This window comes from Beijerinckia sp. 28-YEA-48, assembly GCF_900104955.1.
Taxonomy (GTDB): Bacteria; Pseudomonadota; Alphaproteobacteria; order Rhizobiales; family Beijerinckiaceae; genus Terripilifer.
On record NZ_FNSI01000001.1, the window covers coordinates 1,552,587 to 1,572,188 of the forward strand.

Here is a 19,602-nt window from a genome sequence, read left to right on the forward strand (position 1 = left end):
GAAAGTGGCCAACGTTCGCGTCATGCCTTTTAGAAAGCTCCAGAGCTTCGAAATAGGCAAATCTGCTCTAGGCCCGCTCCCGCAGCTTCTCGACGCGCGCCGCGAATTCCGGATCCTGTCGGCGCAGCCGCTCGTGATCGACGCGGCCAGTGCGCATCATGTAGTCGTAAGCGAAAGCGACCGGCTCGAGATGCATGCGTTCGTCGACACTCTCGTACCAGAGGATGCTCTTCATCGCCGCCGCCTGGAACGTGCCAGCGCCGCCGCGCCGCTCCCGCTCGAACTGCGCGAAGGTCGCCGGCACATCGCTGCCGTTCTCCCGCAACGCTTTGGCCAAGGCGATGGCATCCTGTAGCGCAACGCGCGTGCCCGACCCGATCGACGGATGCACGGTTTTCAGGGCATCGCCGATCAACACCACATTCTCGTGATGCCAGTGGGTGCTGGTGACAAATTCCGGATTGAACCAGAGTGAGCGGTTGGAGATCAGGGACTCCCCGCCGAGAAAATCCTTGAAAACGCCCTCGCAGATTTTTTGACTTTCTTCGTCGCTTGCTTTGTCGAGCCCGGCGGCGCGCCAGCTCGCCTCGCTGCATTCGATGACGAAGGTGCCATGATCGGGCGCGTAACGATAGGTATGGGCGATGAACGTGCCATAGGGCGAAGGCTGGAAAACCAGATTGACGGAGTCGAAGCGCTTCGTCGTGCCGTACCAGATCCACTTGTTGAGGCGTGGCTCCTTGGTCGCCTGAAAGAAATCATTCAGGGATGTGCGCACGATGCTGTTGACGCCGTCGGCGCCGACGACCAGGTCATAGTCGCGACGCAAATCCGGCGTTGTGACGCGTTTTTCAAAGATGATCCGCACGCCCTCTTGTTTGGCGTTCTCCTGCATCAGTTGCAGGAGTTTCACACGGCTGACACCCATGAAGGCGTTGCCCTGCAGTGGGATGGCTTCGCTTTTATGGGTCAGAGTGATGTGTGTCTGGAATTCGGCATTCTCAGAGATCCGGCGGCGCAGATCGGAATCGACGTCATCGAGAATGTTGAGCGCCACGTCAGCGAGGACGACGCCAAAGCCATAAGTGGCATGGGCCGGGTTCTGCTCGAACACGTCGATTTCGTGCCTGGGATCAGCCTGTTTCGCCAATTTAGCGAAGAGCAGTCCCGCCGGCCCTCCTCCAACCACCGCGATGCGCATCCGGCTCTCCTGGGCATGTTTCATCATAAGTGTTGATATATTTACACAAGCGTTGATAAATTGCAAGGGTCTAGACGGGATCGCACCGAGAGGCGCAGCATGACGGGTGATTCCAGGCGAAGCTGGCATCCCTGACCGGCCCACCCGCGAACGATAAAGCGAGCAAATAGAACGAGGAGACCCGGATGGAAACGGAAGCGCTCAACGTCACAAGTCTGATCGATGATCGCCCCATCGGTGGCCTGCAGATCGCCGTTATCATCCTCTGTGCGCTCGTCAACATGCTGGATGGTATCGACACGCAATCGATTGGTGTCGCGGCCCCGTTCATCGCCGAGGGGCTCGGCATTCCCGTGGCCCAGTTCGGGCCGATCTTTTCCGCCGCGCTTCTTGGCGCCGCCCTTGGCGCAATCGGTTTCGGTGCTGTCGCCGATCGTCTTGGCCGCAAACCTTTGTTGCTCGTGGCGCTCCTGCTGATCGGCGTCTTCACCTTGCTGACCGCCCATGCCTCGTCGGTCAAATGGCTTGTCGTTTATCGTTTTCTCGCTGGCGCTGGCCTTGGCGGCGCCACGCCTTGCTTCATCGCTCTCACGTCGGAATATGCACCGGCCCGCAATCGTGCGGCCTGCGTGACGTTGATGTGGGCGGGTTTTCCGCTCGGCGCCATGCTCGGGGCCTTCGCCAATTCCTTTCTCTTGCCGGCCTTTGGATGGCGGGCGATTTTCTATATCGGCGGCCTTCTGCCGCTCATCGTCGCCATGATACTCATCATCTGGTTGCCGGAATCCCTGAAATTCCTGGTCAACCGCGGCGCCTTCGATGCGGCGCGGCGCATCCTGCAGCGCATGGGTATCAAGACCGAGCCTGGGACGAAACTCACGACGAACGAACATAAGCAAGAAGGCCTGCCGTTGCGGCAGGTCTTCAGCGAAGGGCGCGGGCTGCTGACACTCCTGCTCTGGGTGCCATTCTTCATCAGCTTCGGCATTCTGACGGTCGCTGTCTTGTGGACGCCGACGTTGCTGCGGCTGAACGGCATCTCGCCGGCCATGACGGCGTTCGTCGTTGCATTCAACGGGCTCGGCGCCCTCTTCGGACAGGGCCTCGCCGGCCGGCTTGTCGAACGTTTCGGTGCGTTGCGGACTTTGGTGCCAGCCTTCATCCTCGGTGCGCTCGCCACGGCCGGCCTCGGCTACGGCGCTTCGTCCGTGGCGGCGGCTTCGTTTTTCATCGGCCTCAATGGCCTGTTCCTCGGCCTGGCGTCGGGGGGAGCGATCGCCCTTGCCGCCCTGCTCTATCCAACGGCCGTCCGCTCGAGCGGCGTCGGTCTCGGCATGGCGATGGGGCGCTTCGGACAGGTGGTCAGCCCGCTGATCGCCGGCGGCATGCTCGGCGCTGGCTTCAACGCTGGACAGATCATGGTGGTGATCGGCTCAGGCGCGCTGGTCGGCGCTCTTTTCGTGATCTGGTTTCGTATCCTCGCCGCACGGCGACACATCGCCACCGTAGGCACAGAGGCCAGCACTGGCTGATCACCCAAGAACGCCGCGCGTCGGCGTCTTCAGCGATCGTAAATGCCGCTGTTACTCATCTGAACCAGCATATTATACTGGTTGAAGATGTTCTGAACGGTGAGTGACGCATTGCCACGGCGCAGATCGCCCTTGCTGCGGGCCAGCTGTTCGCGCAGCCCGCGCAGATCGCCCAAGAGCTGGCTGGGCGTCGACGCGAAACTCGACAATGCCTTCGGATTGCTGGCGGTGAACGCCACCATCTCCTTGATAGCACCAGCGTAGTCGTTGAGCGTCGCGTCGAAGACCGCCAGATCGACCGGCTGGCGGCCATTGCCTGGCAAAACATCCATCACGCGACGGATTTTCCACATCACATTGGTCCGCTGCCACTTCGCCTGCCGGCCTTCCTGCTTTTCAATGACGTCAAGCCGTTGCTGGTCGGCTTTGTCTTTCTCGACGCGGAAGGCAACCTCTAAACGGGCCCGCGCCGTCTCATAGGCATCGATCGCCGGCACCAATTTGGCGTGCAGTTCCTTGCCCTCAGCCATTTTGTCGGCCAGGTAATCCTTGCGTTCGTAATAGCCGCTGGCTTGGTTCAGCAGCGGGCTGATCGCCGTGTTGGCCGCAATGAAGCTCTTCATCGCCGCATCGAGATCCGGCATGGCCGGCTCGCGTCCGGCTGCCGCTTCAGCAGCTGCCGTCTCGCCCGATGTGTCATAGACTTCATAGAGACCGTAATCGATGTAGCGTTCCTTGCCGGTCGGACCGCTCTTCATATTGACCCAGCTTCGGTAGCGATTGATCGAATCCTCGACCCGCAACGTCCGGTTCATCAGAGCCACATAGGCGTTGAACTTGGTCGTCGCCGCATTCAGAAGCGCGGAAGGATCGGTGACGGCGGCAGCCGTTGTCTGCGCCAAGGCCTGTGGCCCGCCGACGCTCGCAAGGCTGAGAGCCGCCAATAAAAGCGCCGCGCCGGTCTGATGAACCTTCATGGTTCCGCTCCAATCATGTCTCTTGGCAGTTGTTATACCGCAGCCGATTTCGACGAATATGGCAGCGGTCAAGTTTCCGGAAAGACATACAATTGGATGATGCTGCCGGCGTGTGCGCCAGCGCACAGAACCGGGGCGCCTAATCCTTTTCCGCCAACCGCTCGATGAGCGCGAGATTCTCACGGATCTCGCGCGACAGCGCGCTGACCGTCGCCGCCTTCTTCGTCGCGGCCGTGCGCTGCACCACAGCCATGGCGTTTTCGGCCATCCGCTGGGCGATTTCTTCCGGCCGCTGCTCCCGGCTCGGATAAAGCCACCAAGCCGTCCACATGGTCATGCCGATGATCGAGAAGGCGCTGACCCGCCGATCGGTCGCCCGCGCCTCTCCGGCCCGTTCGGCCGCTTCGATCAACCGCATCATCTCGCCCAGGATGTGACGCTTGGCTTCTTTGTGCGCGATGGCTACGGCCTCTGGCAGTTCCGCCTCGCTGCGCTCCACCAACCGGAAATGGGTGTGGGGATCGGAGACCCACAGCACCAGCCGGCGCACCACTTCGCCGATCTTGGCGAGGGGTGTCAGCGCTTCGCCATCAACCTCCTGAAAGATCTGCGCGACAGGCAGCGTGACGCCCTGGATCAACTCCTGCAGCAGCGCGTCCTTGTTGGGATAGTAGTAGTAGATCGACGAACGATGGAGGCCGACCGCGTCGGCGACATCTTTCAAGCTGGTCGCCGCAAACCCCTGTTTAGCGAACAGGTCCGCCGCCTTGTCGAGCACTTCCGTCGCCAACAGGTCACGGCGAATGCCACCGGCTGGGTCAGGCTCAATAACCGGCTTAACCGCTTTGCCCGGCTTCGCCGTCTTGCTCGGCGCCTTCCTGCTGGAAGTCGTCTTGCTGTTTTCAGACTTGGGATTTCGGGAGCGAGCGACGGCCATGTCCATCCCTGTTCGATTGCTAAGGTCTCTCGGCATAGAGGGTCCCAATACCGCCCGGCAAGAGGAACCTTGGGCGAAAACCGTTGCCGTCTCCGTCGGTTCGCAGTCCAATTTGACGGCAACGTCAATACATCAACACCATAGTTGAATATCGGACAGAAACGTTGTAATCAATCCTGATCGGCGGTCTGATCACGCAGGGAGGAACAGGTGGGGATCAAGCAGCAGGGCGCGACCATAGATGCCACTTCGGCAAGCGCTTTCGGCCCACATCAGCCGATGCCCGGCGTCACCTATCGCTCCGCAGAGGAAGCGCGACGGCACATCGATGCCGGCGACTGGCTGGACTTCAACATCGGCGACAGCCTGCGCCGAACGGCCAAAGCCCATCCCGCCAAGACCGCCATTGTCGATGCCGACCGCGCGCTGACCTTTGCCGACATCGATGCCCAGTCGGAATCCGTCGCCGCGAGCCTGCTGGCGCTCGGTCTGAAGCCCGGCGACTGCGCCCTCTTCCAGGTCGGCACCTGCAACGAATTCTTCAGCGCCTTTTATGGCTGCTTGAAAGCCGGCGTGGTTCCGGTCTGCACCCTGCCGCAATATCGCATCACCGAGATGCGCCACTTCGCCGAGAAGACCAATGCCAAGGCGATTTTCGTCCAGGCCGACGTTAATCCGAATTTCGATCAAGTGGCTTTCGCCCGCGAACTGGCTGAGGCCGTGCCGAGCTTGGCCCATGTCATCGTCGTGCGCGGCAGTGGCATCCCCTCTCTTGCCGATATGGCGACGGCCTTCGATGTCGAGACGGCCCGCGCAAAGACGGCGCATGTGGCGCCCGGGGTTCTCGATGTCGCCGTGTTCCAGCTCTCGGGCGGATCGACCAATCTGCCGAAGATCATCCCTCGCATGCATGGCGAATATCTCGGCTCGGCCCGTCAGCTCGGCCAATGTTATGGGCTGACCGGCGAGGATGTGACCCTGTGGAGCCTGCCGCTGATCCACAACGCCGGCACGATCTTCGCGGTTCTGCCTGTCACCGTCGACGGCCGCACGCTGATCATGCAGCCGCGCGTCGACATTCCCGAAATGCTACGCCTGATCGAACGCCATGGCGTGACCTTCACCGGCAGTATCGGCCCGATCGCGCCGAAACTGCTCGAAGTGAAGGACATCGATCGCAACAGCATCCGTTCTCTCAAACAGTTCTTCTCGCTGACCCGCGCCGAGGCCGTGGAAGCGCATGTCGGCCTGCCCGTGAGCCAGATGTTCGGCATGACCGAGGGCATGCTGTTTGGCTCCGCGCCAACGATGCCGGCCTTCGTGCGCCATCACACGGTCGGCTATCCGGTTTCTCCCGGCGACGAAGTGCGCCTGCTCGCGCCAGGCACAGAGACCGAGGTCGCCTTCGGCGAGATCGGCGAATTGTGCTTTCGCGGGCCGACGACGCTCACCGGCTATGTCGGCGATCCTGAGACGACGGCCGCCTCCTTTACCTCGGACGGTTTCTTCCGCACCGGCGACCTGCTGCGCACGCACCATATCGAGGGCCGCGTCTGCTATTCGTTCGAAGGCCGCATCAAGGACAACATCAACCGCGGCGGCGAAAAGATCGGCGCCGAAGAGGTGGAAGGCCTGGTCGTCCAGCACCCCGACATCTCCGATGTGCGCGTCGTCGCCATGCCAGATCCGATCTATGGCGAAAAGGTCTGCGCCTTTCTGATCATGCATGCCGGACGGCCGACGCCGAGCGTCGCAGAACTCGGCCAGTTTCTCCTCACGCTTGGCGTCGCCAAATACAAGCTGCCGGAACGTGTCGAGGTCATCGATGCCTTTCCGCTCACCAAGGTCGGCAAGGCCGACAAGGCGGCGATGCGCGCCTTGATCGCTGAAAAGCTGGCACGTGAATCGACGGCGCAAGGATGACGGACCACGTGCCTGGCTCCGTCACGATCGATATTCATCATCATTTCAATCCATCTTCAAAGGATAACGACGGCAATTTCTGGTCGATCGACATGGCCCTCGATCAGATGGACCAGAACGGCATCGCAACCGCGATCGCCTCGCTCGGCCCGGTCAGCGATTGGGCAAGCGCCGATCGGCCGGCCCGCGTCCGCGCTTGGAACGAATGGGGCATGAGAGCCTGCCTCGATCATCCTGGCCGGTTTGGTCTTTTTGCCTCGCTGCCGCTGCCGCAGATCGATCTTGCGCTCGCCGAAATCGCCTATGCCTTCGATGTTTTGAAGGTCGATGGCATCGCGATATCGACCAATGAAGGCGACCTTTGGCTCAGCGATGACAGGAACCGGCCGGTCTTCGACGAACTCAACCGGCGCAAGGCCGTAGTCTTTGTTCATCCGGCTCCGACCTCGAACTGTGCCGCGCTCAGCCGCGCTTATGGCGGTAGCGATATCTCGTCGCCATGGCTGGAATTTCCGGTGAACTCGGCGCGCGCCATCCTTGGGCTGCTGGCCAAAGGCATTACACGCAGCCATCCCGATATCCGCTTCATTTTCTGCCATGGTGGCGGTGTCATGCCGCCATTGCTCGGACGGATTTTCGGCTTCTCCGGTTGGAAGACCGTCGGCCCGACAAAGCTGGCCGAGCTGTTTCCCGACGGCATCTACGCCGAGTTCGCGAAATTCTATTTCGACTGCGGGCAGGCTTATGCGCCTGAAACCATGGCGCTGCTGCAACGGATCGTCCCCGTCTCGCACCTGCTGTTTGGCACGGACTTCTCCTACTTTCCCATCGGCCACAGCGTTGCGGAGTTTGCCGCGCTCGATCTGACGCCCGATGTGCGCGCTGGCATCGCCGGCGGCAATGCCGCCGCGTTGTTCCCACGTTTTAAAATTTAAGCAGCGCCAGGAGCGCTGACACTTATCGCGAGCAAACCGCTCCATAATTCTTCTGGGAGGATAGAATATGAAAATTCGCCAGCTGATCCTGGCTGCTGCTTTGTTCAGCGGCCTTTCGCAGACAGCCGTTCAAGCCCAAGGCTCCACTGGAAACTGGCCCGCGCGGCCGATCAAATTGATCGTGCCGACTGGTCCGGGAGCAGGAACCGATGTCATCGCCCGCGTCATGGCGACGGAAGTATCGAAGACCATTGGCGGATCGATGTACGTTGAGAATATGCCTGGCGCCTCGGGCCTATTGGCGCATCAGGCGGCTGCAACATCCGACCCCGATGGCTATACCCTGCTCTTCTCCAACACGTCCGGCCTCGCCATCAACCCGACGACATTCAAGAAGCTCCCGTATGATCCGGAGAAGAGCTTTGTCATGATCGCGTTGGTGGCCGATTTCGCCCCGCAGATCGTCACTGTCCACAAATCCGTACCGGCCCAGAACCTCGGCGAGCTGATCAAATATGTGAAGGCCAATCCAGGTAAAGTCAGTTACGGCGTCGACGCGACAGCCGGCGCTGGTGTCTTCACCGGCCGGCTTCTCAATCGTCGGGCACAGCTCGACATGGCTGAAGTGCCTTATCGCAATGCCGCGCAGCTGGTGCAGGATGCAGCGACGGGCCGCGTCGAAGTGCTCGTCAGCTCGATCATCGCCGCACAACCGTTCGTGCAGACAGGCGATCTCCGGCAGATCGCCGTGTCTTCCGGCAAAAGATTTCCCGGCCTTCCCGATCTTCAGACCGTCGCGGAAACCATTCCCGGCGCGGTTCTCGACGGTTGGTTCGTGCTCGCGGCACCGACAGGCACGCCAGAACCGATCGTCGAGCGCCTCAACAAAGCCGTGAAGGATTTCCTCGGTGGCGCCGATATCCAGCAGCGGCTCATCGCCCTGGGGCTTGCGACCAACGGTACGGATTCGCCAGCAAAGACGGCCGCATTCGTTCGGCAGGAACAGCAAACATGGCGCGATCTGGCCAAGGAAATCGACATTCCGCAGCAGTGAACGGGATTTTCCGCGAACAGCCCTGAGGGCGGCGGGTTTTGCCAAGCCCGCGCCAGCCCGCCATATGGCCAAATCGGTTCGGACATCCCATATGAGGGTTTAAATCCATCTGAGATGAAGACCATGTCCGATCGTATGCCCACCCTGTTCCTGTCGCACGGCTCACCGATGACGGCGTTGCATCACAGCGCCGCGCGCGATTTTATGGAACATTACGCGCCGGAATTGCCGCGCCCGAAGGCTATTCTCATCGCCACCGCGCATTTCGAGGCGCGCCTGCCCCTGCTGACCGCCGATGAAAAGCCGGAGATGATTTATGACTTCGGCGGCTTTCCGCGGCCGCTGTTTGAAATGGTCTATCCGGCCCCGGGCTCGCCCGATATCGCCGTGCGCGCCGCCAGTCTGCTCCAGGCGGCGGGCTATGAGGCGCATCCGGTCACCGATCGCGGCTTCGATCACGGCACCTGGGTTCCCCTTAAACTGATGTATCCGGACGCTGACATCCCGGTCGTGCAGATCTCGGTGCAGACGCAGAAAGGCTCCGCCCATCATCTGGCGCTGGGCGCTGCCTTGCAGCCGTTGCGCGATGAGGGCGTGCTGATCGTCGGCTCCGGTAGCCTCACGCACAATCTCTATGAACTGGCGCGTGGTGGCCGACAGCTCGATGCGCCGATCCAGGATTGGGTGAAGGACTTTGCTGAGTGGATCGCGACCAAGGTCGAGGCAGGCGATGCGCAGGCCATCGCCGACTATCGCACCACCGCGCCCTTCGCCCGCGAGAACCATCCAAGCGAAGAACACTTCCTACCGCTGCCCTTCGCCATGGGCGCCGGTGGCGGTGCGGGCAAACGGATCCACTCAAGCTATGACTATGGCATCCTCTCCATGGATGCCTACCGCTTCGACTGATTGATGCGGTGCGGCGCAGCTAGACCATTGCTGTACTTAGGGAATTCATACTTTGGTCTAGGAGCGACAGAATCCGATCGCTGGCCGTTTACGCGCGCGCCATCGATCGCCTAGCCTTGTCTCCGAGCGGTCACCGACCGCGTGATCGAATCCGGCTTCAAGACCGGAGTTTCCGGAGAGACAGGGATGACAAGCAGCGACAATGCTTCTTCGAAGGCTTCTTCACGTGCACAAACAGAAACGCGCCGCCGCTTCCTGAAGGGGGCAGCCTTTGCCGGCGCGGGCGTCGTGGCCATGCCGAATGTGGTCAAGGCGCAGGGTGTCATCAGCATGCGCTGGCAAAGCACCTGGCCGGCCAAAGATATCTTTCATGAATTCGCTATCGACTACGCCAAGAAGGTCAATGACATGACCGGTGGCGAGTTGAAGATCGAAGTGCTGCCCGCTGGCGCGGTCGTACCGGCGTTCGGTCTGCTCGACGCGGTTTCGAAAGGCACGCTCGATGGCGGCCATGGCGTGCTCGTCTATCACTATGGCAAGAGCACCGCGCTGGCGCTGTGGGGTTCGGGACCGGCGTTCTCGATGGACGCCAACATGCTGCTCGCCTGGCACAAATATGGTGGCGGCAAGGAATTGCTGGAGAAGCTCTACGCTTCTGTTGGCGGCAATGTGGTCTCCTTCCTCTACGGCCCTATGCCGACGCAGCCGCTTGGCTGGTTCAAGAAACCGATCACTAAATCCGATGATCTGAAAGGCTTGAAATATCGCACGGTCGGTATTTCGATCGACGTGTTCCAGGGTTTGGGCGCAGCTGTCAACGCGCTGCCGGGCGGTGAAATCGTCTCGGCGATGGACCGCGGCCTGCTCGATGCGGCGGAATTCAACAACGCCTCGTCAGACCGCGTTCTCGGTTTCCCCGACGTCTCGAAGGTCTGCATGCTGCAGAGCTATCATCAGAACGCCGAGCAATTCGAGATCATGTTCAACAAGACCAAATATGATGCCCTGCCCGAGAAGATGAAGTCGATCATCGGCAATGCGACCGAAGCGGCCGGACAGGAAATGGCCTGGAAGGCGATCGACCGCTATTCGCGCGATTATGAAGAGATGCAGTCGAAGGACAAAGTGCGCTTCTTCAAGACGCCTGACAGCGTTCTGCAACGCCAGCTCGACATCTACGACGATGTCATCGCCAAGAAGGCGGCGGAAAATCCGCTGTTCAAGGAAATCCTGGACTCGCAATACGCCTTCGCGCGCCGCGCGACGCGGTGGGAACAAGATACGGTGGTGAGCCGGCGCATGGCTTACAATCACTACTTCGGCCCCAAGGCGACGAAGAAGTTCTAACCTTCAGATCAAAGATGATCCGTCCGGGGCCTGTGCTCCGGACGGCGCGTCTTCGCTCCGATTCCGATGTCACGACACGCAGCTCAAAATGCGGTGCCCATGACCACACAACGTCTGCTTTATGGTATCGATGCCCTCAGCACTTGGGTTGGCAAGGCCGCCGCGTGGCTCATCATCGGGCTCATGGGGCTCGTCTGCATCGAAGTGTTCAAGCGTTACATGATGAACATGCCGACGGCCTGGATATTCGATGCCAGCAATATGTTCTACGGCACGCTGTTCATGATGTGCGGCGCTTATACGCTGGCGCAGAACGGCCATGTGCGTGGCGACTTTCTCTACAGCTCCATGCGGCCGCGCACGCAGGCGGCGCTCGACCTGTTGCTCTATTTTGTCTTCTTCTTGCCTGGCATCGCCGCCCTGCTCTATGCCGGCTGGGGCTATGCGGGAGATTCCTGGCGTATCGGCGAGCATTCCAACGTCACCGCGGACGGGCCGCCGGTCTATCATTTCAAAACCATCATTCCGATCGCTGGCGCCTTGATCCTGGTGCAAGGCTTTGCCGAGATGATCCGCTGCGTTGTCTGCCTGCGCACCGGCGTATGGCCTGAGCGCCTCAAGGACGTGGCCGAGATCGACGTGGTCGAGGAACAGCTCGCCAATAGCGAATATGTCGACGAGGAGGCGAAGAAACAGGCGATCGAACAGGCGCAATCCATCGACGAAGCGGCGCGTCAGCGCGGCATGGGCGGCAGGGAGTCAATCTGATGAGCGACCCGGCCCTCGGCCTTTCCATGCTCGGCCTCATCGTGATCTTCATTCTGATGGGCTTTCCGACGGCCTTCACCCTGATGGGTCTCGGCATGTTCTTCGGCTTCTTCGCCTTTTACAATCCGGCGGAATCCTGGGCCGACAACCGCATCTTCGACCTGATGGTCCAGCGCACCTATGGCGCGATGACCAATGACGTCCTGATCTCCATCCCGCTCTTCGTGCTGATGGGCTATGTGATGGAGCGCGGCGCGCTGGTCGATAAGATGTTCTATTCGATCCAGCTTGCCTTCCGCCGCATGCCTGCATCACTGGCAGTGGCGACCCTGATCGTCTGCACCTTTTGGGGCATTGCCAGCGGCCTGGTCGGCGCCGTGGTCGTGCTGATGGGCGTGATCGCGCTGCGGCCGATGCTCAATGCGGGCTATGACACGCGGCTGGCGACCGGCGTCATCACCGCCGGCGGCACGCTCGGCATTCTCATCCCGCCGTCGGTGATGATCATCGTCTATGCGGCGGTGGCGGGTCAGTCGGTGGTAAAACTCTATGCCGCCGCGATGTTTCCGGGCTTCTTCCTGGCCCTGCTCTATCTGATTTATATCGTCGGCTGGGCGCTGTGGAATCCACGCATCGCGCCGCAATTGAGCGATGCGGAAAACCGCGTGCCGGTTCGCCCCTGGGTCAGCGGCCTGCAGGGCGCCTACACGCCGAAAATCTTTCCGGCTCTGCTGCGCGCGCTCGTCAGTCCTGGCCGAGCACTTGCCCTGGAAACCGGCGCTGGCAAGATCACCTACAGCACCCTCATCGGCAGCCTCGGCTATGCACTGGTGCCGCTCATCCTGGCGATCGCCACCATGTGGGGCACGTGGTGGTATGTGGTCATCCACCAGCAGCCTGATGCGCCGCCGACCGTCATAACCGAAATGAACAGGCAGGCCGTGCCCGCCGCCACGGCCGATACAAGCGCAGCACCGGCAGAAGAGATGCCACAAGAACTTGGGGCCGGCGCCGATCAGGACGAAGACAAGGCCGAGCCGGAAGGCCTGCAACAGATGGGCGATCCGGAACTGCGTAATCAGGCGCAAGCCGCCTACACTGGGCCGCCAGCCAGTTTCTACAATTGGTTTTGGGGCACCTGCGCGGCCCTGGCTCTGCTGCTGCTCTATTACTACTGGGGCATGGAGGCGGAGCGCTTCGAGGTTCTGCGCATGCTCACCTCGTCGGTCATGCCGCTTGGTCTCCTCACCGTTCTTGTTCTGGCGGTGATTTTGCTCGGCATCACCACGGCGACGGAATCAGCCGCCGTCGGCGCCTTCGGCGCCTTCCTTCTGGCGCTGCAAGCGCGCACGCTCGACTGGAAGCGCACCAAGGAGGCGGTGTTCCTCACCGCCAAGACCACATCGATGGTGTGCTGGCTGTTCGTCGGCTCGGCTTTGTTTTCAGCGGTGTTCGCGCTGCTCGGCGGCCAGGCCCTGCTTGAGCAATGGGTGCTGTCGCTGAACCTGACACCGGTTCAGTTCATGATCCTGTCGCAGGCGATCATCTTCATACTCGGCTGGCCGCTGGAATGGACCGAGATCATCGTCATCTTCGTGCCGATTTTTCTGCCGCTGTTGAAACATTTCAACATCGATCCACTGCTGTGGGGCACCTTGGTGTTCGTCAATCTACAGGCGGCCTTCCTATCGCCGCCGGTGGCCATGTCCGCCTTCTATCTCAAGGGCGTGTCGCCGCCGCATGTGACCTTGAACCAGATCTTCGCCGGCATGATGCCCTATATGCTGATCGTCATTCTCTGCATGGTCATCATGTATGTGTGGCCCGGCATGACTTTGTGGCTGCCGAACTATCTCTATGGAGGCGGCTGATTAAAGAGGTTGCGCGCAGCTACTTGCCGGAGACTACTTGCCGTTACGCGCCAGCCGCGCCGCTTTCAGCTTGGCGAAATCCTCGCCCGCATGGTGCGATGAGCGCGTCAGCGGCGTGGCCGAGACAAGCAAGAAGCCCTTGGTCGAGGCGATCGTCTCGTAGGACTTGAACTCCTCCGGCGTGACGAATTTGACGACGCGATGGTGCTTGCGCGTCGGCTGCAGATATTGGCCGACGGTGAGGAAGTCGACATCGGCGGAGCGCAGGTCGTCCATCAGCTGCAACACTTCGTGCCGCTCTTCGCCAAGGCCAACCATGATGCCCGACTTGGTGAAAATCGTCGGGTCGATCTCCTTCACCCGCTGCAACAGGCGGATCGAGTGAAAATAACGCGCGCCGGGCCGCACCGAGAGATATTTCGACGGCACGGTTTCGAGATTGTGGTTGAACACGTCGGGCCGCGCCGCGACCACAACTTCGAGTGCGCCGGGCTTGCGCAGGAAATCCGGCGTCAGAATTTCGATGGTCGTATTGGGCGCGCGGGCGCGGATCGCTTCGATGGTCAAAGCGAAATGCTTGGCGCCGCCGTCGGCGAGATCGTCACGGTCGACCGAGGTGATGACCACGTGGCTCAGGCCGAGCTTGGCGACGGAATCTGCGATATGCTCGGGCTCAAGCGCATCGAGCGCATTGGGCATGCCGGTCTTCACGTTGCAGAAGGCGCAGGCGCGGGTGCAGGTGTCGCCCATGATCATGAACGTGGCGTGCTTCTTTTCCCAGCACTCGCCAATATTAGGGCAGCCGGCCTCCTCGCAGACGGTGACGAGGCCATGTTCCTTGACGATCGCGCGAGTCTTGGCGAAGGCCGGGGAACCGGGCGCTTTCACCCGGATCCAGTCCGGCTTGCGCAGAATCTCGGTATCGGGGCGGTGTGCCTTCTCGGGGTGGCGCAGCGCCGCCGTGGCCTGCCCGGCCTTACGGCGGGGGTCATTGTTGAGAAGGTCGAGAACGACGGCCATTCAAAGCTCCGTGCGGCCTGAAATAGCCGGCAGACCCTTCATTTAGGCCATGAAAGCGGCCACGCCAAGGCTTAGCGTGACCGATTGGAACTGCATGAATTGCAAGGCAGTTAAGCCCTAGCGGCGGCTGAGACCAAAATCCTTAGATCTTGTCGATCGGCGTGCGGCCTTGGGGCAGCTGCGAGGGAGCGCTGCGCCCGCGCAGGGCCTGCCAGACGAACAGCAGGATGATCGCGCCGACGGCAGCGGTGATCAGACGGCTCAGGAAGCCCTGAACGGGAATATCGGCCACTTCAGCCAAGCGCGTACCGATGAAAGAGCCGGCGATGCCGACGATGATATTGGTCAGCAGGCCGTGGTTCGAGCGCGTCACCTTCTCGGCGATCCAACCGGCGATGGCGCCGATGACCAGCAGCGAGAAAAAGCCGACGCCCGGCGTTCCGAGAACGGGATAAACCTGATCCATTTATAAGCTCCTACGCAAGGCCTGCTGCCAGGAAGCTAGTCATGGCCTCCAAGCATGACAAGTCCAAGAAGCGCCTGAAAGGACTTATGTCCTCAGCCAAAGTTCGGTGAGGCCCCGCCAGACCAGAAGACCGCCGCCGAGAAAGACCATGGCTTCGATGATCAGGTCATGAATACGCAACGACATTCGCTCCGTCAGCCATTTGGCGACAAAGGCGCCGGGCACGGCGACGAGGCCGATGATCAGCGCTATGGCCCAGGAGGCCGGCGTCATCAACCCGGTCGACTGGAACATGCCGGTCTTGGCCATGCCGAGCAGGAAGGAGATCGTCGCATCGGTGGCGACAACTGCCCTACCGCTGAGGCCCGCGGCCATCAGAATCGATAGGAGCACGATGCCAGACCCTGCCGTGCCACCGATCAGCAGACCTAAGCCGGCGCTGGCGAAGCCAAGCGATTTGGAGCGCAGTCGCACGCCAGAGCGTTTGAGAAGGCGTTTGGCTGGCACCAGCAGCATCAGCATGGCGCCGATCAGGATCGTCACCCAAGGTCCGGAGAGTTGCGAATAGAAATAGGCGCCAGCCAGACAGAACGGGAACGAAATCAGGGTGATGAACCCGACCAGCCGCCAATTGATCGCTTGGCGGAAAACGTAGAGCCGGCTGATGTTGTTGAGGATCGACGCCGCGCCGATCACCGGCACCGTTGCTTCAGCGCCGATGGTCGGCACCAGAACCAGCGGCAGGATCAGGCCCGTGCCGTATCCGGTAACACCGCCCAAAATGGCCGCAAGACCGCCGACTGTGGTGACCAGCAGCAGCTGGAACAGGGTGACGCCGATAATCGGCAGATCGGGATTGGGCAGCATCGCTGGCCGCCTTCTAGGACCAGTGGGCGGCAATGGCCAGTCCCGCCAACGCAGAGCTGGCCTGCTGTACCGCTCCCGCTCACGGCCATGTGTGCGACGGTGATTTGCCGGATCGCCGGTGCGGAGGCTAACCAAGGGCATGCCTGCGCCGTCTCGCCTGTTCTCAGGCCGCCTCCTTTCCAGCCGCCTCTTCTCGGCGCGCCGTTTGCGCCTCGCCTCGGGCCTGGTGCTGTTTGCCTATATCTCAGGGCATCTGATCAACCACGCGCTCGGCCTGTTGTCGCTCGATCGGGCCGAGGCCATGCTGCGGGTGAGTATGGCTATCTGGCAGAGCCGGCCAGGCACGATCCTGCTCTACGGTTCGGCCCTGCTGCACTTCTGGCTGGCGCTGCGCTCGATCTACATCCGCCACGACTGGCGCTTTCCGCTGATCGAGATTGTGCGCTTCTGGGCTGGATTCAGCCTGCCGCTCTTGCTCATCGGCCATATCGCCACGACGCGTCTGGCGCTGACGCTTTATGACGTGAAGCCTGACTATGCCGGCATCGTCTCATCGATCGTCGCTGGCGGTTCGGAGCAATGGCAGATCGCGCTCTTGGCGCCAGGCTGGCTGCACGGTTGCCTCGGGCTGTGGATCAGCCTGCGCCACTCTCCCCTCATGCTGCGATTGCGGCCAGTGCTGATCGCCGGCGTGATCGCCTTGCCGATCCTGTCGGCGGCCGGTTTCATGGCTATGAGCCGAGATGTCGAGGTGCAGGGTCTTGTCGCAGCCCTGCGCGATGGGGCGCAGGAGGCGCTTGCCGTTGAACGGCGGGTCGAACTCGCAATTTGGAAACGCGATATGACGATCGGTTATCTCGCCATTATCGCCCTCGCCTTGCTGCTCGGGCCAGTGCGGCGCGGCGTCCTAAGAAGCCGCGCCGCGTAACACACGTTACATATGGATGACGCGCCCATAAGCGTCGAGCACGCTCTCGTGCATCATTTCCGAGAGCGTCGGATGCGGGAAGACCGTGTGCATCAGCTCTTCCTCGGTCGTCTCGCAATTCATGGCGATGACGAAGCCCTGGATCAGTTCGGTGACTTCCGCGCCGATCATGTGGGCGCCGAGCAGCTTGCCGGTCTTGGCGTCGAAAATGGTCTTCACCAGGCCTTCCGGCTCGCCCAGCGCGATCGCCTTGCCATTGCCGATGAAGGGGAAGCGGCCGACCTTGATCGACAGCCCCTGCTCTTTCGCCTTGGCTTCGGTGAGGCCCACGCTCGCCACCTGCGGGTGGCAATAGGTGCAGCCCGGAATCATCATCTTGTCCATGGGATGCGGGTGGAGCCCCTTGATCCCCTCGACGCAGAGCGAGCCCTCGTGCTCGGCCTTGTGGGCCAGCATCGGCGGGCCGGCAACGTCGCCGATGGCGTAGACGCCGGCGACATTGGTGCGGCCGAGACCATCGGTCACGACACAACCACGCTCGACCTTCACGCCGAGCTTTTCGAGCCCGAGATTTTCGACATTGCCGACGACGCCGACGGCCGAGATGAGCCGATCGGCTTTAATCGTCTGCTTGTTGCCCTTCTCGTCTTCCACGGTGCAGGTGACGTCGTTGGCGCCCTTCTCGACCTTAGTGACCTTGGTCGAGGTCATGATCTTGATGCCCTGCTTCTCGAAGCGCTTGCGTGCCAGGGCCGAGATCTCGGCATCCTCAACAGGAAGAACCTGCGGCAGCACTTCGACCACGGTCACGTCGACAGCGAACGTGCGATAGAAGCTGGCGAATTCGATGCCGATTGCGCCTGAACCCATGACTACGATCGACTTCGGCATATCCGGCGGCACCATGGCCTCGAAATAGGTCCAGATCAGCTTGCCATCGGGCTCGATGCCCGGCAGCGCGCGCGGCCGCGCGCCCGTCGCCACGATGATGTGTTTGGCTTGATAGGTGCCCTCGCCCAGCGTGCCCTTGGGTGGCGGGACCTGCGGCTGCATGGCCGGCTTCTTGGTCGCTGCAACGGTGACTTCACCGACCTTGGAGATGTTAGCTTCACCCCAGATGACATCGATCTTGTTCTTCTTCATCAAGAAGCCGATGCCGGTGTTGAGCTGGGTCGACACGCCGCGCGAGCGCTTGACGATGGCGGAGGGATCGTAGGTCACCTTGCCTTCAATGCTCAGGCCGTAGTCCTTGGCATGGGTGGCATAGTGATAGATCTCGGCCGAGCGCAGCAGCGCCTTGGTCGGAATACAACCCCAGTTGAGGCAGATACCGCCGAGATGCTCGCGCTCGACGATGGCCGTCTTGAAGCCGAGCTGAGCGGCACGAATGGCGGTGACATAGCCGCCGGGGCCGGAGCCAATCACGATGATGTCGTATGAATTAGCCATGAAATGTTTCCGTCTGCACGATTGAGCGCGTGTGAAGTGAATAAGCCGGGGCGTGCCCCGGCCGTCCTCACACCAGCATGCTTACCGGGTTCTCGATCAGATCCTTGAAGGCCGAAATCAATTCGGCGCCCAGCGCACCATCGACGGCGCGATGATCGGTGGAGAGCGTGACGCTCATCATCGTCGCGACCTTCATCTGGCCCTTCTCGACAATCACCCGCTCCTCGCCTGTGCCGACCGCGAGGATCGTCGCATGGGGGGGATTGATGACGGCGGAGAAATTCTTGATGCCGAACATGCCGAGGTTGGACACAGCCGAAGTGCCGCCCTGATATTCTTCCGGCTTCAGCTTACGGGCACGGGCGCGCGTCGCGTAGTCCTTCATCTCGCTGGAGATGGCGGCCAGGCCCTTGGTCTGCACATTGCGCACGACCGGCGTGATGAGCCCACCAGGGATCGACACGGCGACGCCGATATCCGACGTCGTGTGTTTCAGCATGGTGTTTTCGGTGTAGGTGACGTTGGCCTCGGGCACACGCTGCAATGCCATGCCCAGCGCCTTGATGACGAAGTCATTCACCGACACTTTGTAGAGCGGCTGCTTCTCTTTGTTCTTCGGTGCGGAGGCGTTGATCGCCTCGCGCGCCGCCAACAGCGCCGTCAGGTTGCAATCGACCGTCAGATAGAAGTGCGGGATCGTCTGCTTGGCCTCGACGAGGCGCCGCGCGATGATCTTGCGCATGGAATCATGCGGCACTTCTTCGTAGCTGCCAGGCGCGTACATCTTCTTGATCGTCTCGTCCGACATGCCGGGCGCCAGCGCCGGTGCGCCGGGCTTGGCCGCAGCAGGCGCCGCCTTGGCGCCGCCGCCGGCCTGGGCCGTCTTCACGTCGCGCTCAACGACACGGCCATGCGGGCCGGTGCCGGTGATGGCAGCGAGATCGAGACCTGCTTCCTTGGCGAGACGACGAGCCAACGGCGAAGAGAAGACTTTCTCACCAGCCGGTTTTGCTGCGGCCGGCGCAGCCGCTGCCGGAGCGGCAACGGGCGCAGGCGCAGCGGCGGGAGCCGCGGCCGGCTGGGCCTTCAGCGCTTCGGCAGCAGGTGCAGCGGCGGCCTTGGGCGCCGGAGCAGCAGCCCCGCCGCCGGCGGCAACCGCCTTCACGTCTTCGCCTTCACCAGCGACGATCGCGATGAGCTGATTGACCAGCACGTCCTGGGTGCCTTCCGGCACAAGGATCTTGGCGATGACACCTTCGTCGATCGCCTCGACCTCCATGGTCGCCTTGTCGGTCTCGATCTCGGCGATCACGTCGCCGGATTTAATCTTGTCGCCCTCTTTCTTCACCCAGCGGGCCAGGTTGCCCTTTTCCATGGTCGGCGAAAGGGCGGGCATGAGGATATTGATCGGCATGGCG

Annotated in this window: 17 protein-coding genes; 9 read left to right on the plus strand and 8 right to left on the minus strand. The window is 61.5% G+C overall.

All coding sequences use genetic code 11. The features are described from left to right. Positions 1-67: 67 nt before the first annotated feature. Positions 68-1,201 (minus strand): FAD-dependent monooxygenase, encoded by a 1,134-nt coding sequence (locus BLW50_RS07315; protein ID WP_090708823.1) that lies wholly within the window; start codon positions 1,199-1,201, stop codon positions 68-70. Between the two features lie 185 nt (positions 1,202-1,386). Here BLW50_RS07315 and BLW50_RS07320 point away from each other — a divergent pair, with 185 nt between their 5' ends. After that, positions 1,387-2,733, plus strand: coding sequence for an MFS transporter (locus BLW50_RS07320; RefSeq protein ID WP_090699649.1), 1,347 nt, complete (start codon positions 1,387-1,389; stop codon positions 2,731-2,733). Between the two features lie 29 nt (positions 2,734-2,762). Here the strand turns inward: BLW50_RS07320 and BLW50_RS07325 are convergent, their stop codons facing one another. Next, positions 2,763-3,710, minus strand: coding sequence for a YiiG family protein (locus BLW50_RS07325; protein ID WP_090699651.1), 948 nt, complete (start codon positions 3,708-3,710; stop codon positions 2,763-2,765). 139 nt (positions 3,711-3,849) lie between these two features. Next, on the minus strand, positions 3,850-4,647 hold the full coding sequence (locus BLW50_RS07330; RefSeq protein ID WP_170850035.1) for a TetR/AcrR family transcriptional regulator: 798 nt from the start codon (positions 4,645-4,647) through the stop codon (positions 3,850-3,852). A gap of 210 nt (positions 4,648-4,857) precedes the next feature. On the opposite strand from BLW50_RS07330, the gene BLW50_RS07335 reads away from it, so the two are divergent. The 7 genes from BLW50_RS07335 (at position 4,858) to BLW50_RS07365 (ending at position 13,454) form a co-directional block, all read left to right on the plus strand. Beyond that, on the plus strand, positions 4,858-6,570 hold the full coding sequence (locus tag BLW50_RS07335; RefSeq protein ID WP_210186049.1) for an AMP-binding protein: 1,713 nt from the start codon (positions 4,858-4,860) through the stop codon (positions 6,568-6,570). Next, complete coding sequence (locus tag BLW50_RS07340) at positions 6,567-7,505, plus strand: amidohydrolase family protein (RefSeq protein WP_090699656.1); 939 nt, start codon at positions 6,567-6,569, stop codon at positions 7,503-7,505. The genes BLW50_RS07335 and BLW50_RS07340 overlap by 4 nt, the downstream gene beginning before the upstream one ends. Before the next feature lie 67 nt (positions 7,506-7,572). After that, the gene (locus BLW50_RS07345) at positions 7,573-8,559 is read left to right on the plus strand and encodes a Bug family tripartite tricarboxylate transporter substrate binding protein (RefSeq protein WP_090699659.1); all 987 of its coding nucleotides are present in this window, start codon (positions 7,573-7,575) and stop codon (positions 8,557-8,559) included. A 123-nt stretch (positions 8,560-8,682) separates the two neighbouring features. After that, the gene (locus BLW50_RS07350) at positions 8,683-9,468 is read left to right on the plus strand and encodes a DODA-type extradiol aromatic ring-opening family dioxygenase (protein WP_090708828.1); all 786 of its coding nucleotides are present in this window, start codon (positions 8,683-8,685) and stop codon (positions 9,466-9,468) included. Between the two features lie 186 nt (positions 9,469-9,654). Further along, the gene (locus BLW50_RS07355) at positions 9,655-10,815 is read left to right on the plus strand and encodes a TRAP transporter substrate-binding protein (protein ID WP_090699663.1); all 1,161 of its coding nucleotides are present in this window, start codon (positions 9,655-9,657) and stop codon (positions 10,813-10,815) included. A gap of 99 nt (positions 10,816-10,914) precedes the next feature. Then, a complete protein-coding gene (locus BLW50_RS07360; RefSeq protein WP_090699665.1) occupies positions 10,915-11,583 on the plus strand; it encodes a TRAP transporter small permease subunit in 669 nt (222 codons plus the stop codon). Beyond that, positions 11,583-13,454, plus strand: coding sequence for a TRAP transporter large permease (locus BLW50_RS07365; RefSeq protein WP_090699670.1), 1,872 nt, complete (start codon positions 11,583-11,585; stop codon positions 13,452-13,454). Before BLW50_RS07360 ends, BLW50_RS07365 begins: the two co-directional genes overlap by 1 nt. Positions 13,455-13,487: 33 nt before the next feature. On the opposite strand, the gene lipA is transcribed toward BLW50_RS07365, so the two are convergent. From lipA to BLW50_RS07380, 3 genes are all read right to left on the minus strand, one after another. Beyond that, complete coding sequence (gene lipA, locus BLW50_RS07370) at positions 13,488-14,474, minus strand: lipoyl synthase (protein WP_090699673.1); 987 nt, start codon at positions 14,472-14,474, stop codon at positions 13,488-13,490. A gap of 142 nt (positions 14,475-14,616) precedes the next feature. Next, positions 14,617-14,940: a GlsB/YeaQ/YmgE family stress response membrane protein gene (locus BLW50_RS07375; RefSeq protein ID WP_090699678.1), complete on the minus strand. Its 324-nt coding sequence runs from the start codon at positions 14,938-14,940 to the stop codon at positions 14,617-14,619. Positions 14,941-15,024: 84 nt separating this feature from the next. Further along, positions 15,025-15,807, minus strand: coding sequence for a sulfite exporter TauE/SafE family protein (locus BLW50_RS07380; protein ID WP_090699681.1), 783 nt, complete (start codon positions 15,805-15,807; stop codon positions 15,025-15,027). Between the two features lie 139 nt (positions 15,808-15,946). Here BLW50_RS07380 and BLW50_RS07385 point away from each other — a divergent pair, with 139 nt between their 5' ends. Next, a complete protein-coding gene (locus BLW50_RS07385; protein ID WP_090699684.1) occupies positions 15,947-16,735 on the plus strand; it encodes a hypothetical protein in 789 nt (262 codons plus the stop codon). 6 nt (positions 16,736-16,741) lie between these two features. Here the strand turns inward: BLW50_RS07385 and lpdA are convergent, their stop codons facing one another. Together lpdA and BLW50_RS07395 are read right to left on the minus strand one after the other, a co-directional pair. Next, positions 16,742-18,184 (minus strand): dihydrolipoyl dehydrogenase, encoded by a 1,443-nt coding sequence (lpdA, locus tag BLW50_RS07390; RefSeq protein ID WP_090699687.1) that lies wholly within the window; start codon positions 18,182-18,184, stop codon positions 16,742-16,744. Positions 18,185-18,251: 67 nt separating this feature from the next. Further along, complete coding sequence (locus BLW50_RS07395) at positions 18,252-19,598, minus strand: pyruvate dehydrogenase complex dihydrolipoamide acetyltransferase (protein ID WP_090699690.1); 1,347 nt, start codon at positions 19,596-19,598, stop codon at positions 18,252-18,254. Positions 19,599-19,602 lie beyond the last annotated feature (4 nt).